Raw genomic sequence first — 14,566 nt, forward strand, 5'->3', positions numbered from 1 at the left:
TCCGGTACGGGAAGTCCCGTACCGGGGGACCCGTACGGGGGGTTCAGGAAGCCGTGCGGGTCTCCGCGACGATCTCGCGGGCCAGCACCGCCAGCGCCCCCGTCGCCGGGTGCGGGAAGGCGTCCCGCCAGGCCAGGACGACCGGGAGCGGGGGCGCGTCCGGCAGGGAGCGGTAGACGACGCCCGGGTACGGGTGGAGGGCGGCCGTGGAGGCGGAGGAGACGCCGACGCCCCGGCCGGCGGCGATGGCGGTGAGCCAGTCGTCGGTGTTGGCGACGGTCAGCGTGGCCGCCGGGCGGGCGGCGGCGGGCCACAGGGTGAGGGCGGTCGTGCCGGAGACGGTGTTGAGGACGACCGTCTCGCCCGCCAGGTCCCCGAGGACGAGCCGCGGCCGGCCGGCGAGCGGGTGGTCGGCGGGCAGCGCGGCCACCCGGGGCTCCGTGGCGAGCTCCGTGGTGACCAGGCCGGGCGCGTCCACCGGGCCCCGGAGCAGGGCGGCGTCGACCTCGCCGCGGGCGAGCCCGGCGGTGCGGTCGTCGACGCGGAGGAGTTCGAGCGGGGTGCCGGGGTGCTCCCGCTGCCAGCGCCGCAGCAGGGGAGTGGTGTACGGGCCGAACGCCGACCAGGCGTGCCCGAGGCGCAGGGGGCGGCGGCGGAGCCCGGCCGGGTCGACGGCCGCGTCGAAGGCGGCGAGGGCGGCGGCGGCCCGGTCCCGGAAGGCGAGGCCCTCGGCGGTGAGGGCGAGGTGGTGGGTGGAGCGGTCGACGAGCCGGATGCCGAGGTGCTGTTCCAGGGCGGCGAGCGTGCGGGAGACGGCGGGCTGGGTGAGGTGGAGCCGGGCGGCCGCCCTGGTCAGGCTGGACTCCTCGGCGATGGCGAGGAAGCAGCGGAGGTGGCGTAGCTCGATGCTCATGCGCTCGGAGCATAACCGCAGCGCAATCGGCATTTCCGCTGCCGCGCGGGGGCCCGTACGGTGAGGTGGTGCCGCACCGGGCCTCGGCGCGGTGGACCTTCGTACGCATCGCGTGTGGTGTTGAGGAGCAGCCGGTGGACAGTCCGGTCAAGGACGTGACCCCGGCCGCGACGGCCGCCGCGGGGTCCGGGGGAGTTCCCGTACGGGACGAGGGGCGGGGCGGGCGGTTCGGGCCGGTCGCCCTGGTCGTCACGAGCGGGCTGTCCGTGCAGTTCGGGGCCGCCGTCGCCGTCCTCCTCATGCCGCGCGCCGGTGCCCTCGGCGTCGTCACGCTGCGCCTCGTGCTCGCCGCGGTCGTGCTGCTCGCCGTCTGCCGGCCCCGGGTCCGGGGCTACGGCCGCGCGGACTGGGGGACGATCGTCGCCTTCGGCACCGCCATGGCGGGCATGAACGTCCTCATCTACCAGTCGTCGAGCCGGATCCCGCTGGGCGCCGCCGTGACCCTGGAGGTCCTGGGCCCGCTGATCCTGTCCGTGGTCGCCTCGCGCCGCTGGGCGAACCTGCTGTGGGCCGGGCTCGCCCTGGCCGGCGTCGTCCTGCTCGGCGGGGGCGGCTTCGACCGCCTGGACCCGCTGGGAGCGGCCTTCGCGCTCGGGGCGGGCGGCATGTGGGCCGCGTACATCGTCTTCGGCGCCCGTACCGGCCGCCGCTTCCCGCAGGCCGACGGGCTCGCGCTGGCCATGGCCTTCGGGGCGGTCCTCAGCCTGCCGCTCGGCGTCGCGGAGGCGGGCGGGCGGCTGCTCGTGCCGTCGACGCTCGCCCTGGGCCTCGCGGTCGCGCTGATGTCGTCGGTCCTGCCCTACACCCTCGAACTCCTCGCCCTGCGCCGCATGCCCGCGCCCACCTTCGCGATCCTGATGAGCCTGGAACCGGCCGTCGCGGCCCTGGCCGGCTTCCTCGTCCTGAGCCAGGCCCTGGCCGCCCCCGACGCCCTCGCCATCGCCCTCGTCATCGCGGCGAGCATCGGCGCGGTCCGCACCCGCCCCAAGGGGCCGGGCTCCGCGGGCTCCGGTGGGTGACCCGCCCGCGCGCCGTGTACGGTTTCCGGCCGACCGTGGCCGGTACCGGCTCTGCTGAGTAGGGGCGCGGCGGCCCGCTTGAGTACCGGTACTCAAGCTCCGGCGGTCTCCGGGAACGAGAGTGGGGGCAGACCGAACGACCGACGGGAGACGACCGTGACCACCCCCCTGACCGGCACCCACCGCCCCCTCCGCCGCCGGGCCCGCGCCTCCGCGGCCACCGCGCTCGCGGGAGCGGTCGCGGCCCTGACCCTGACCGGCTGCTCCGGCCTCTCCTTCCGGGACGACATCTGCAGCAAGGGCGAGTACCCCGTCATGACCGTCGGCGCGACCGGCTCCGCCTGCGTCAAGGACGGCGTGAAGGTCCCGGAGGGCTACACGCGCCACCCCGAGGGCAAGGTGCCGCAGAAGGTCGACGACGAGTGGGACGTGTACTGGCGCACCCACACCGTCGACAAGGAGGGCAACATCGTCGACGCGCCCGGGGTGGGCTGAGGGGGCTTTGCGCGGACTTGGGCGCTGCGCGGGCTTGGGCCCTGCGCGGGGCCCGGGCCTTAGGTGGCGGGGCCTGGGCCTTGGGCCTTGCGCGGGCTTGGGCTCTGCCTGGACCCGGGCTTCGCCCGGACCCGGCCTTGACCGGCCCCCAGACCCGGCCCTGTCCTGCCCGGGCCCGGGCCCCGCCCTTCCCGGGCCCGGCCCCCGTCCCGTCCGGACCCGCCCCCGCCCGGACTCGCCCCCTGGCCCACCGGACGCCCCCTGGACTCCCCGCGTGATCGCCGACTTCCAGTGCCTCGTCCTCGACTGTCCCGAGCCCCGCGCGCTCGCGGAGTTCTACCGGGCCGTGCTCGGCGGGGAGGTCGACCGGCCGGACCGGCGCTGGTCGCTCGACGAGGACTGGTCCACCCTCCACACCCCCGGCGGCCTCGTCCTCTGCTTCCAGGGCGTCCCCGACCTCGACACCGCCCACGCCCAGGTCCTGTCCCACGGCGCGACCCTCCTGGACGCGGGGGAGCACGGCCGGAGCTGGCGGGTGTACGCGGACCCGGCCGGGCATCCGTTCTGCCTGGTGGGGTGAGGGGGACGCGGCGGGTCGCCTCCGGAGCCTCCTGGCGCCTCGACGGGGCCCGCCCGGTCCGCCCGGCCGCGGACAGGACGCCGACCCTTCCCGCACCGTCCTCCGCACGGTGACCGATGCCGTTCCCGTGGATCATCTCCGCGGCCCGGTGCCCGCCCCCGGCCCGATCCCGTCGAAGCCTGGCCGACGGGCTGTTGAGGGGGCCGGGGCGGGCGAAGAGCATGGGGTGGTCACAGTCGTACGAGGCAGTCGTACGAGGCAGTCGTGAGAAGGAGGGGAGCCGGACATGGCCCTGGAGATGCGGGACCGGTGCGAGCGTTGTGGGACGGCGGAGCTGGTGGCGGACGGGCCCGCGCGGATCTGTTCGTACGAGTGCAGCTTCTGCGTTCCCTGCGCCGACGCCATGGCGGGGGTCTGTCCCAACTGCGGCGGCGAGCTGGTGGACCGGCCCCGGCGCGTCGGGGGATGAGGCGGGAGCGGTCCGGACGTCAGTCGGAGTCCGAGGGGGGAGGGGTGCCGGTGCCCGTCGTCGGAGGGCGCGGCGGCCCGCCGTTTCCGCGCCAGGCGGCGTAGACGCCGGACACCGCCACGGCGATCGCCGCGAGGGACTCCGGCGCCACCCCGCACAGGACGAGGACGGCCCCCGTGGCGAGTACGGCGAGGAAGGCGACGAGGTCCTGAACACGCCTGTCGTACTTGGGCATTGCGGAGCTCCGTTTCCCGGTGGGCGGTTTCTGCGACGATGTGCGACCAGGCTCGTCCGGGGCCGGGGTGCTGCGGAAGGCGCAGCACGTGCTGCCGGACGAACGGCAGCACGGGGTACGGGAGCGGGGGCGGCGCGATGTCCGAGCTGATGCCGGTCGACGGCGAGGGCACTCCGGAAGCGCAGGCGCTCGCACGGGCGTTGCGCGACCTCTTCGCCGGTCTGAACACCTCCCTCCGGCGCTACGCGGTCCGCCGCGCGTACGACTCCGCCACCGTCTCCCGCTACCTCGGCGGGCGCCGGCTGCCCCCGTGGAAGTTCGTCCTGGACCTCCTGCACGACGTGGCCGAGGAGCGGGACACCCCGCCGACCGAGCAGACGGTCGCCATGCTCCGGGCGCTGCACACGGCGGCGCTGGAGTCGGGCGGCGGCGCCACCCACAAGGTGCAGCTGCTGGAGCGCCGCCTCGCCGACGCGGACCGGGAGGCGCGGCGTGCGGTCGCCCGGATGCGCCTGCTGGAGGAGGCGCTCGAAGACCGCGAGCACCGCATCCGCGACCTCCAGCTGCGCGAGCGCGAACTGCGGGCGGGCATCGGCTCGCCCCTGTCCGGCGACGCCGGAGGCGCCCCGCCCTCCGGCGAGTACGCCCGGCTCCGCGAGGAGATCCAGGACCTGACGGAGGAGCTGGACCGGGTCCGGGACCTCCACCGGCAGGCGGAGGAGCGCTGCGAGCGGCTGGAGCGGCGGCTCGCGGAGGCGGAGGCCGAGGCCGAGCGGGGGGCCGGGGCGGAGGCCGGGGCCCTGGAGAGCCGGGAGACCGAGGTCGTGGAGTCGACCGGGGCACCGGTCGCCTTCCTGAGGGGCGAGGATCCCTCGTACCGGATCGGGCACATCAACGGGAACGTCCACTTCTTCACCGACGGCTGGCGGGTGGACGAGGAGGCGGTCGCCTCGGTGAGCGCCCAGGTGTCCTTGAAAGAGTTTCAGGTGGGGAACGGGCTGCTCCTCGATGCCAGGAGGGTCGTCGTCGTGGGGTGGGCCTCGAGAGAAGACGAGCTCCCGTACTGGCTGAAGCACGAACTCCACGTCCTCGTGGCGGGGAGCACGGCCCGGACCGAGTTGGAGGAGGTGCGGCTCGTCAGGGACGGCAGCCACACCCGCACCTGGGTGCCCTTCCTGGCGCTGCTGCGTCTGTCCGAGCCGGTCCCCGTCCTCCACGGCCACTTGGCGCTCGACCACCGCCCCGCCCTGAACAGCCGTCTCCTGGTGAACGCGTACGTGCGGCACGAGCCGTACTCGTGCCTCCTCGAGATGAAGGGCCGCTCGGGCGACTGGCTGCGGGTCTCCGGCGAGCTGGACGGAGGCCTCGTCGGCGCACCGGTGTTCTCCGGCGCGGGAGGGCTGGTCGGTCTGCTGCTGCCCCAGAGTCAGGACCGGGGGCTCGTCCTCCCCGCCAGTGCCCTGGGCCTCGTGGAAACCGCCGACCTCGACCAGTAGCCGTCCTCCCGCCGTCCGCGCGTCCCGCCACCTGCGCGATCCGGAGCCGGCTGCGGGATTGCCCGCTTCCCCGCCCAGTGCCGATATCGACAATTTGCGATGCGTCTTTGTCCAGAGCGTCAAATTGCCAGACTCTCTTTTATACACATACGGCTCGTGACGGCGGGGGGTGCGGGGGTGCTTCACTAGAGGCATGAACTCGAAATCCGAGACCCGCCCCGCGTTCGAACTCCGGGTCGGTGGAATGCACTTGACCATCCAGCGCGTTCCCGGATGGCTTGTGGCGCTGAGCGCCACGATCGCCGGGGCGGCGGGTGCGTGGTGGGGGCAGGGATAGCCCCGGAGGCGGCGACCGCAGGCTTCGGTGGGGGCTCGGTCCGTGACGACGGTGATACGTCCTGGGGGGATGAATCCACCGAGAGGGGCGCCTTAGGTGCCTTCGGTGCGGTTTACCTCCAGCGCTACTACCCGCACACTTCGCCCTCCGCCCTCGCCGGCCGTGGCGTGCGACCGGTGCGGTACCGGGATCCGGCCGGTCCTCGCCCCTCGCGCGGCCGATAGGCGCCCGGGTGTCCCTCGTCGCGGCATAGCGTCATCGGTGTCCTTTTCCCCTCGCCCCGCGTCGCGTCGCGGCGTCGTGTTCTTCCTTTCGTCGGCGTCACGCAACGGCGCGCGACGGGAGCCGGAGGGCATGCGGACCGGGCCTCCTGGAAACCGGTGGAAGGAAGGCGAACGATGAAGACGACTCGCGAGGTGGGCGACGGCACGCGGCGCCCGCAGTTCGAACTCCGCTTCGGCGGGCTGCACGTGACCGTCCAGCGCGTCCCGGGGTGGCTCGTCGTCCTGTTCACCACCGCGTCCGGGGTCGCGGGGACGTGGTGGGCGCAGCGGTAGAGGCGGAGTTCCGGAGCCCCGTTCCGTCCGGCTGGGCACCTGCCCCCGTCGTGGAACTCGGCCGTCGGCCGGGTCGCGTCGCCGCCGGGTACGGGTCACGGGCGGGACCGCTCGTCGGCCGGGACGCGAACCGGCGGGAAAAGGCCGGGGAGGCGTGCATGCCGTCGGCCTTCCGGGGCACACGGAGGGGGAGCGCGTGGGACCGCTCCAGAACGCCGGGCCTGCGGTTTCCCCCCCGTACCGCGGGCCCGGTGAAGCAGAGCGCGCGGCCCGTACACCTGGCGGAGGTGCGGGCCGCGCGTCGCTTCTCGTATGGCGTGCGTCGCGCGACGAACGGACTCCGCGCGAGACGACTTCCTCGCAGCCCTTACGGCCCTCACGGCGCGATGCGCGTGGCTTCCTGCTCCGATGCTCGGTGAAGCGAGGTGCTCATTCGTGACGCGCACCCTGCTATACATGCGGTGTATACATGATGCGTATAGTGCGGCGTCATGGCATCACCTGCACCCACACCCATACCCGCACCCCCGCTCACCCCCACCCTCCTTCGCCTCCTCAAAGCCCTGATCGTCTCTTCGGTCGGCGTCGCCGCCTCCCATCTGGTCCTGTCCGACACCCTCTACCTGTCGTTCGCCGCCCAGGCCTCCACCGCCCTCGGGGCCGGGGGTGGTTACTCCTCCGACCAGGCGTTCACCTCGGCGCTCGTCAACACCTTCCTGCTCATGCCGCTGGTCCTGTGGACCGGCATGCGGATCACCGGGGAGCGGAGGGTCGGCCCGATGGTGGTGGCCGGGACCGCCGGGTGGCTCGCCGCCGTCGGCCACGGTGTCGACGTGCTCGACAGCGGGCCCGGCGCGATCCTTCCCCTGGGTTCTCTCACCCTCGTCGTCGGCGCCGCCGCCCTCGCCTCGCTGGTGCGGCGGTCCCGGACGTAGACCGGATGGTCGGTTCAAGCTCTTTCCGAAACTAAAGCAAGCACGCTTGCTTGTTTCTGGTGTCACTGCCATGCTCCTCCGCGAAGGCCCGTGACCGGGACCGCCCGTCCCCGAGGGGAGCGCACCGTGTCCGACCCCGTCGTCCTCCTTGGCGACCTGCGCGACGAGAGTGACGAACTCGACCTTCTCGTCAGCGAGTTGAGCAAGGAGCAGTGGGGGGCGCCGACCCCCGCCCCCGGCTGGACGATCGCCCACCAGATCGCCCACCTCGCCTGGACCGACCGGGCCGCCCTCCTCGCCACCACCGACGCCGACGCCTTCGCCGCCGAGACGGAGAAGGCCCTCGCCGCCCCCGACCGCTTCGTCGACGACGGCGCCGAGGAGGGGGCCGCGCTGCCGCCCGCCGAGCTGCTCGCCCGCTGGCGCACGGACCGCGCACGGCTCCACGAGGCCCTGCGCACCGCCCCGCCCGGCACCCGCTTCCCCTGGTACGGGCCGCCGATGAGCGCCTCCGCCCTGGCCACCGCCCGGCTGATGGAGACCTGGGCCCACGGTCAGGACGTCGCCGACGCCCTCGGGGTCGTCCGCCCCCCGACCGCCCGCCTCCGGCACGTCGCCTGGATCGGCCACCGCGCCCGCGACTACGCCTACTTCGTCCGGGGCGAGCAGCCCCCCGCCGAGCCCTTCCGCGTGGAACTCGTCTCGCCGGGAGGGGAGTTGTGGGTGTACGGGCCCGAGGGCGCCGGCCAGAAGGTCACCGGGACCGCCCTCGACTTCTGCCTCCTCGTCACCCAGCGCGTCCACCGCGACGACACCGCCCTCGTCGCCCACGGCCCCGACGCCGCGCACTGGCTGACCATCGCCCAGGCCTTCGCCGGTCCGGCCGGAGCGGGACGACAGGCCGGATCGGGGCGGCAGGCCGGAGCGGGGCGCCCGGCCACGGGCAGCCGCACCGCCCCCGGGGAGGCCTGATGGTCCTCCGCATCGGCAACGCCTCCGGCTTCTACGGCGACCGCTTCGACGCCGTCCGCGAGATGCTCACCGGCGGCGGGCCCGGCGGTGAGCTGCACGTCCTCACCGGTGACTACCTCGCCGAGCTGACCATGCTCATCCTCGGCCGCGACCAGCTCAAGGACCCCGCCGCCGGGTACGCCAAGACCTTCCTGCGCCAGATGGAGGAGGGCCTCGGCCTCGCCCACGAGCGCGGCGTCCGGATCGTCACCAACGCCGGCGGCCTCAACCCCGCCGGGCTCGCCGACGCCCTGCGCGCCCTCGCCGACAAGCTCGGCCTGCCCGTGAGGGTCGCGCACGTCGAGGGCGACCGCCTGCCCGCCCGGGACGGCGCCCTCGCCGCCAACGCCTACCTCGGTGGCGCCGGCATCGCCGCCTGCCTCGCCGCCGGCGCCGACGTCGTCGTCACCGGCCGGGTCACCGACGCCGCCCTCGTCACCGGGCCCGCGCAGTGGCACTTCGGCTGGGGCCCGGAGGAGTACGACCGGCTCGCGGGCGCGGTCGTCGCCGGGCACGTCCTGGAGTGCGGCACCCAGGCCACCGGCGGCAACTACGCCTTCTTCCGCGACCACGACCCGGCCCTCCTGCGCCACCCCGGCTTCCCCGTCGCCGAACTCCACGACGACGGCTCCTGCGTGATCACCAAGCACCCCGGCACCGGCGGCCTGGTCGACGTCGGCACGGTCACGGCCCAGCTCCTCTACGAGACGGCCGGTGCCCGGTACGCCGGACCCGACGCGACCGCCCGGCTCGACACCGTACGGCTCACGCGGGAGGCCCCCGACCGGGTCAGGGTCGAGGGCGTCCGGGGCGAGGCCCCGCCGCCCACCCTCAAGGCCGGGCTCAGCCGCCTCGGCGGCTTCCGCAACGAGGTCGTCTTCGTCCTCACCGGCCTCGACGTCGAGGCCAAGGCCGCGCTCGTACGGGACCAGATCGAGGACGCCTTCGTACGGGGCGGGTCCCGGCCCGCCGAGGTGCGGTGGGACCTCGTCCGCACCGACCGGGCCGACGCCGCCACCGAGGAGACCGCGAGCGCCCTGCTGCGGCTCGTCGTCCGCGACCCCGGCCCCGACGCCGTCGGCCGCACCCTCACGGGGGCGGCCATCGAGCTGGCCCTCGCCAGCTACCCCGGCTTCCACGTCACCGCCCCGCCCGCCAAGGGTTCCCCCTACGGGGTCTTCGAGACGGTGTACGTGGACGCCACCGAGGTCCCGCACACGGCCGTGCTCCCCGACGGGACCCGTCAGGGGATTCCCGTACCGGCACGGACCCGCGCCCTTGAACCCGTACCCGAGCCGGAGCTCCCGCCGCCGCCGGCCGACGGGCCCGTCCGCCGCGTCCCCCTCGGCCGGATCGCCGGGGCCCGCAGCGGCGACAAGGGCGGCGACGCCAACGTGGGCGTGTGGGTGCGGACGGAGGAGGAGTGGCGCTGGCTGGTCCACGCCCTCACCGTCGAGCGGTTCCGCGCGCTGCTGCCCGAGACGGCGGACCTGCCCGTCGTCCGGCACGTCCTGCCGAACCTGCGGGCCCTCAACTTCACCGTCGCCGGGATCCTCGGCGAGGGCGTCGCCTCCCAGGCCCGCTTCGACCCCCAGGCCAAGGCCCTCGGCGAGTGGCTGCGCTCGCGCGAGACCGACGTACCGGAGGGGCTGCTGTGACCCCCGCCCACCACGCGGTCCGCCACGCCGCCCACCCCGTACCCCGAGAGGAATCCCCGTGACCGTCCTCGCCTCCGCCCTCGACACCGGCGGACCCGACTACGCCGACGCCCGCGCCGCCATGCTCGACAAGCTCGCCGCGCTCGACGCCGAGCACGCCAAGGCCCTCGCGGGCGGCGGCGAGAAGTACACGGCCCGGCACCGGGGGCGCGGCAAGATGCTCGCCCGGGAGCGGATCGAGCTCCTGGTCGACCCCGACAGCCCGTTCCTCGAACTGTCGCCGCTCGCCGCCTGGGGCAGCGACTACACCGTAGGGGCCTCCCTGATCACCGGCATCGGGGTCGTCGAGGGCGTCGAGTGCCTGATCACCGCCAACGACCCGACCGTGCGCGGCGGCGCCTCCAACCCGTGGACCCTGAAGAAGGCCCTGCGCGCCAACGAGATCGCGCACGCCAACCGGCTCCCCGTCGTCTCCCTCGTGGAGTCCGGCGGCGCCGACCTGCCCTCCCAGAAGGAGATCTTCATCCCGGGCGGGGCGCTCTTCCGCGACCTCACCCGGCTCTCCGCCGCCGGGATCCCCACGATCGCGGTCGTCTTCGGCAACTCGACGGCCGGCGGCGCGTACGTCCCCGGCATGTCCGACCACGCCGTGATGATCAAGGAGCGGTCGAAGGTGTTCCTCGGCGGGCCGCCGCTGGTGAAGATGGCGACGGGGGAGGAGAGCGACGACGAGTCCCTCGGCGGCGCCGAGATGCACGCCCGGACCTCCGGCCTCGCCGACCACTACGCCGTGGACGAGGCCGACGCCCTCCGCCAGGCCCGCCGGATCGTCGCCCGCCTCAACCACCGCAAGGCGCACCCCGATCCGGACCCGGCCTTCGTCGAGCCGCCGAAGTACGACGAGGACGAACTCCTCGGGATCGTCCCCGGCGACCTCAGGACCCCCTTCGACCCGCGCGAGGTGATCGCCCGGATCGTGGACGGCTCCGACTTCGACGAGTTCAAGCCGCTGTACGGACCGAGCCTGGTCACCGGCTGGGCGTCCCTGCACGGCTACCCGGTCGGCATCCTGGCCAACGCGCAGGGCGTTCTCTTCGGCCCCGAGTCGCAGAAGGCCGCGCAGTTCATCCAGCTCGCCAACCAGCGGGACGTCCCGCTGGTCTTCCTGCACAACACCACCGGCTACATGGTCGGCAAGGAGTACGAGCAGAGCGGCATCATCAAGCACGGCGCGATGATGATCAACGCCGTCTCGAACTCGAAGGTCCCGCACCTGTCGGTGCTGATGGGCGCGAGCTACGGCGCCGGGCACTACGGCATGTGCGGCCGGGCCTACGACCCCCGCTTCCTCTTCGCCTGGCCCAGCGCCAAGTCCGCCGTCATGGGCCCGCAGCAGCTCGCGGGCGTCCTGTCGATCGTCGCCCGCGCCTCCGCCGCCGCGAAGGGGCAGCCATACGACGAAAAGGCTGCCGAGGCCGACGCCGGCCTGCGGGCCCTGGTCGAGGCGCAGATCGAGTCCGAGTCGCTGCCGATGTTCCTCTCCGGACGGCTCTACGACGACGGGGTCGTCGACCCCCGCGACACCCGCACGGTCCTCGGGCTGTGCCTCTCCGCGATCCACACGGCACCGGTCGAGGGCGCGCGCGGCGGCTTCGGCGTCTTCCGAATGTGAGGCACATCCGTTGACCATCCCTGCGACCACCCCTCTGATCACCTCCGTCCTCGTGGCGAACCGGGGCGAGATCGCCCCCCGCGTCTTCCGCACCTGCCGCGACCTGGGGGTCTCCACCGTCGCCGTGTACTCCGACGCGGACGCCGGCGCCCTGCACGTACGGGAGGCCGACGCGGCGGTACGGCTGCCGGGGGCCGCGCCCTCGGAGACGTACCTGCGCGGCGACCTGATCGTGGCGGCGGCCCTCGCGGCGGGCGCGGACGCCGTCCACCCCGGCTACGGCTTCCTCTCCGAGAACGCCGGCTTCGCCCGTGCGGTGATCGACGCCGGGCTCGTCTGGATCGGCCCGCCGCCGGCCGCGATCGAGGCCATGGCGTCGAAGACCCGCGCCAAGGAACTCCTCGGCATCGAGCCCCTCGACCCGGCCCGCGTCACGGAGGCCGACCTGCCCGTCCTGGTGAAGGCGGCGGCGGGCGGCGGCGGCCGGGGCATGCGGGTCGTACGCGAACTCTCGCACCTACCAGGGGAGTTGGAATCGGCCTCGGCGGAGGCGGCGAGCGCGTTCGGGGACGGCGAGGTCTTCGTCGAGCCGTACGTGGAGGACGGGCGCCACGTCGAGGTGCAGCTGCTCTGCGACGCCCACGGCACGGTCTGGGCGCTCGGCACCCGCGACTGCTCCCTCCAGCGCCGCCACCAGAAGGTGATCGAGGAGGCCCCGGCCCCCGGCCTGCCCGCCGCCCTGGAGGCCTCCCTCCTGGACACGGCCGTCCGCGCCGCCAAGGCCGTCGGCTACGTCGGCGCGGGCACGGTCGAGTTCCTCGTCGCGGACGGCCGCGCGCACTTCCTGGAGATGAACACCCGCCTCCAGGTCGAGCACCCGGTCACGGAGGAGGTGTACGGGGTGGACCTCGTCGCCCTCCAACTCGCCGTCGCCGAGGGCGGGAAGCTGCCGCCGGAGCCCCCGGCCCCGCGCGGCCACGCGATCGAGGCCCGCCTGTACGCGGAGGACCCGGCCCGGGGCTGGGCCCCGCAGACGGGGCCCCTGCACCTCTTCGACGTACCGGGCGGAGTCCGGCTCGACACCGGCTACGCCTCGGGGGACACGATCGGCGTCCACTACGACCCGATGATCGCCAAGCTCACCGTCCACGCACCCACCCGCGCCGAGGCCGTCCGCAAGCTCGCCCACGCCCTGGAACGGGCCCGGATCCACGGCCCGGTCACCAACCGGGACCTGCTCGTGGCGTCCCTCCGCCACCCCGAGTACACGACCGTGGAAGCCCTCGACACCGGCTTCTACGACCGGAACCTGCCCGCCCTCACCACCGCCCCCGGGGGCGGGGGACTCGCGGCCGTCGCCGCCGCCCTCGCCGCCGCCTCCGCCCGCCGGGGCCGCTTCGGCGGCGGCTGGCGGAACCTCCGCTCGCAGGACGAGACGCGGACGTACGGGGACCCCTGCGGGAGCCACCGGGAAGACCACGAGGTCCGCTACCGGCCGACGCGGGACGGCGGGTACGAGGTCACGGCGCCGGAGGGCGTACGGGTCGTGGCGGCGGCCCCGGACCGGGTGAGCCTCGAAACGGCCGGAGTCGTACGCCACTTCGACGTGACGGCCTACGCGGACGGAACGGTCCACGCGGGAGGCCGTCGCCTCACCGCCCGCCCCCGCTTCACCGACCCCCGCGAGCAGACCGCCCCCGGCTCCCTGCTCGCCCCCATGCCCGGCACCGTCGTCCGGGTCGCGGACGGCCTCGCCGTCGGCGACGCGGTCACCGCCGGGCAGCCGCTCCTCTGGCTGGAGGCCATGAAGATGGAGCACCGCGTCACCGCTCCGGCCTCCGGCACGCTCACCGCGCTCCACGCCGCCCCCGGCCGCCAGGTCGAGGTCGGCGCCCTGCTCGCCGTCGTACAGGCACACGCACAGGCATCCGTACCGCCCGATGCACAGGAGGACCCGTCCGCATGAGCACCATGATCGAGACCGAAGAGCTCACCGCGCTCCGCGCCGCCGTCTCCGCGCTCGGCCACCGCCACGGCCCCGGCTTCGACCGGGCCGAGCTGTGGGCCGAGGCCGGGAAGCTCGGCTACCTGGGCGTGAACCTGCCCGAGGAATACGGCGGCGGGGGCGGCGGCATGGCCGAGCTGTCGGTCGTCCTGGAGGAGGCGGGCGCGGCCGGCGCGCCGCTCCTCATGATGGTCGTGTCACCCGCGATCTGCGGCACGGTGATCTCCCGCTTCGGCACGGAGGAGCAGAAGCGGGCCTGGCTGCCGGGGCTCGCGGACGGCACGCGGACGATGGCGTTCGGGATCACGGAGCCGGACGCCGGGTCGAACTCGCACCGCATCACGACCACCGCGACCCGCACGGAGGACGGCTGGGTCCTCAACGGCCGGAAGGTCTTCGTCTCGGGCGTGGACATCGCGGACGCGACCCTGATCGTGGGCCGCACCTCGGACGCGCGGACGGGGCGGCTCAAGCCCTGCCTCTTCATCGTGCCGCGCGACGCCCCCGGCTTCGGGCGCCGGCACATCGAGATGGAACTCGACGCGGACGAGAAGCAGTTCGAGCTGACCCTCGACGACGTGCGCCTGCCGGAGGACGCGCTCGTGGGCGACGAGGACGCGGGCCTCCTCCAGCTCTTCGCGGGGCTCAACCCGGAGCGGATCATGACGGCCGCGTTCGCGATCGGCATGGGCCGGTACGCGCTCGCGCAGGCCGTGACGTACGCGAAGGAGCGCCAGGTCTGGAAGGCCCCGATCGGCGCCCACCAGGCCGTCGCCCACCCCCTGGCCCAGGCGCACATCGAACTGGAGCTGGCCCGCCTGATGATGGCGAAGGCGGCGCAACTCTACGACGCGGGCGACGACTTCGGCGCGGGCGAGGCCGCCAACATGGCCAAGTACGCGGCGGCCGAGGCCTGCGTGAAGGCCGTCGACCAGGCCGTCCACACCCTCGGCGGCAACGGCCTCACCAAGGAGTTCGGCCTGGCCCGCCTGATCACGGCGGCCCGCGTGGCCCGGATCGCCCCCGTCAGCCGCGAGATGATCCTCAACTACGTCTCCCACCAGACGCTCGGCCTGCCCAAGTCGTACTGACGTTCCCGGAAGAGGTCCCGTCGGGTCCGTTTT

At 74.3% G+C, this 14,566-nt stretch carries 14 protein-coding genes; 12 read left to right on the forward strand and 2 right to left on the reverse strand.

Going from position 1 to position 14,566, the window contains the following annotated elements; genetic code table 11:
- Positions 1 to 43 precede the first annotated feature (43 nt).
- Positions 44 to 913: a LysR family transcriptional regulator gene (locus tag ACFY7E_RS00910; RefSeq protein WP_389479290.1), complete on the reverse strand. Its 870-nt coding sequence runs from the start codon at positions 911 to 913 to the stop codon at positions 44 to 46.
- A 134-nt stretch (positions 914 to 1,047) separates the two neighbouring features.
- On the opposite strand from ACFY7E_RS00910, the gene ACFY7E_RS00915 reads away from it, so the two are divergent.
- The 4 genes from ACFY7E_RS00915 to ACFY7E_RS00930 all read left to right on the forward strand — a co-directional run bounded on the left by ACFY7E_RS00915 (position 1,048) and on the right by ACFY7E_RS00930 (position 3,536).
- Positions 1,048 to 1,992, forward strand: coding sequence for a DMT family transporter (locus ACFY7E_RS00915; RefSeq protein WP_389479292.1), 945 nt, complete (start codon positions 1,048 to 1,050; stop codon positions 1,990 to 1,992).
- Positions 1,993 to 2,148: 156 nt separating this feature from the next.
- Positions 2,149 to 2,487: an SCO0607 family lipoprotein gene (locus tag ACFY7E_RS00920; RefSeq protein ID WP_389479295.1), complete on the forward strand. Its 339-nt coding sequence runs from the start codon at positions 2,149 to 2,151 to the stop codon at positions 2,485 to 2,487.
- Positions 2,488 to 2,761: 274 nt separating this feature from the next.
- Entirely contained in the window at positions 2,762 to 3,067 is a 306-nt protein-coding gene (locus tag ACFY7E_RS00925) for a VOC family protein (protein WP_389479298.1), read from the forward strand.
- Between the two features lie 286 nt (positions 3,068 to 3,353).
- The gene (locus ACFY7E_RS00930) at positions 3,354 to 3,536 is read left to right on the forward strand and encodes a DUF1272 domain-containing protein (RefSeq protein WP_389479300.1); all 183 of its coding nucleotides are present in this window, start codon (positions 3,354 to 3,356) and stop codon (positions 3,534 to 3,536) included.
- Positions 3,537 to 3,555: 19 nt separating this feature from the next.
- Here ACFY7E_RS00930 and ACFY7E_RS00935 read toward each other — a convergent pair whose 3' ends face one another.
- The gene (locus tag ACFY7E_RS00935; RefSeq protein WP_389479302.1) at positions 3,556 to 3,771 is read right to left on the reverse strand and encodes a hypothetical protein; all 216 of its coding nucleotides are present in this window, start codon (positions 3,769 to 3,771) and stop codon (positions 3,556 to 3,558) included.
- A gap of 137 nt (positions 3,772 to 3,908) precedes the next feature.
- Between ACFY7E_RS00935 and ACFY7E_RS00940 the strand changes: the two genes are divergently transcribed.
- The 8 genes from ACFY7E_RS00940 to ACFY7E_RS00975 all read left to right on the forward strand — a co-directional run bounded on the left by ACFY7E_RS00940 (position 3,909) and on the right by ACFY7E_RS00975 (position 14,533).
- On the forward strand, positions 3,909 to 5,267 hold the full coding sequence (locus ACFY7E_RS00940) for a hypothetical protein (protein WP_389479304.1): 1,359 nt from the start codon (positions 3,909 to 3,911) through the stop codon (positions 5,265 to 5,267).
- A gap of 735 nt (positions 5,268 to 6,002) precedes the next feature.
- Positions 6,003 to 6,161: a hypothetical protein gene (locus ACFY7E_RS00945; protein WP_389479306.1), complete on the forward strand. Its 159-nt coding sequence runs from the start codon at positions 6,003 to 6,005 to the stop codon at positions 6,159 to 6,161.
- Between the two features lie 491 nt (positions 6,162 to 6,652).
- Positions 6,653 to 7,096: a hypothetical protein gene (locus ACFY7E_RS00950; protein ID WP_389479308.1), complete on the forward strand. Its 444-nt coding sequence runs from the start codon at positions 6,653 to 6,655 to the stop codon at positions 7,094 to 7,096.
- A gap of 126 nt (positions 7,097 to 7,222) precedes the next feature.
- Complete coding sequence (locus ACFY7E_RS00955) at positions 7,223 to 8,068, forward strand: TIGR03084 family metal-binding protein (RefSeq protein ID WP_389479310.1); 846 nt, start codon at positions 7,223 to 7,225, stop codon at positions 8,066 to 8,068.
- Positions 8,068 to 9,765 carry an acyclic terpene utilization AtuA family protein gene (locus ACFY7E_RS00960; protein ID WP_389479312.1) on the forward strand — a complete coding sequence of 566 codons (1,698 nt, stop codon included), beginning with the start codon at positions 8,068 to 8,070 and terminating at the stop codon, positions 9,763 to 9,765. The genes ACFY7E_RS00955 and ACFY7E_RS00960 overlap by 1 nt, the downstream gene beginning before the upstream one ends.
- A gap of 58 nt (positions 9,766 to 9,823) precedes the next feature.
- A complete protein-coding gene (locus ACFY7E_RS00965) occupies positions 9,824 to 11,437 on the forward strand; it encodes an acyl-CoA carboxylase subunit beta (protein ID WP_389479315.1) in 1,614 nt (537 codons plus the stop codon).
- A gap of 34 nt (positions 11,438 to 11,471) precedes the next feature.
- Positions 11,472 to 13,403, forward strand: coding sequence for an acetyl/propionyl/methylcrotonyl-CoA carboxylase subunit alpha (locus tag ACFY7E_RS00970; protein WP_389480986.1), 1,932 nt, complete (start codon positions 11,472 to 11,474; stop codon positions 13,401 to 13,403).
- Entirely contained in the window at positions 13,400 to 14,533 is a 1,134-nt protein-coding gene (locus ACFY7E_RS00975) for an acyl-CoA dehydrogenase family protein (RefSeq protein ID WP_383435260.1), read from the forward strand. Before ACFY7E_RS00970 ends, ACFY7E_RS00975 begins: the two co-directional genes overlap by 4 nt.
- Positions 14,534 to 14,566: the final 33 nt, after the last annotated feature.

The organism is Streptomyces sp. NPDC012825 (genome assembly GCF_042900925.1).
Classification (GTDB): domain Bacteria; phylum Actinomycetota; class Actinomycetes; order Streptomycetales; family Streptomycetaceae; genus Streptomyces.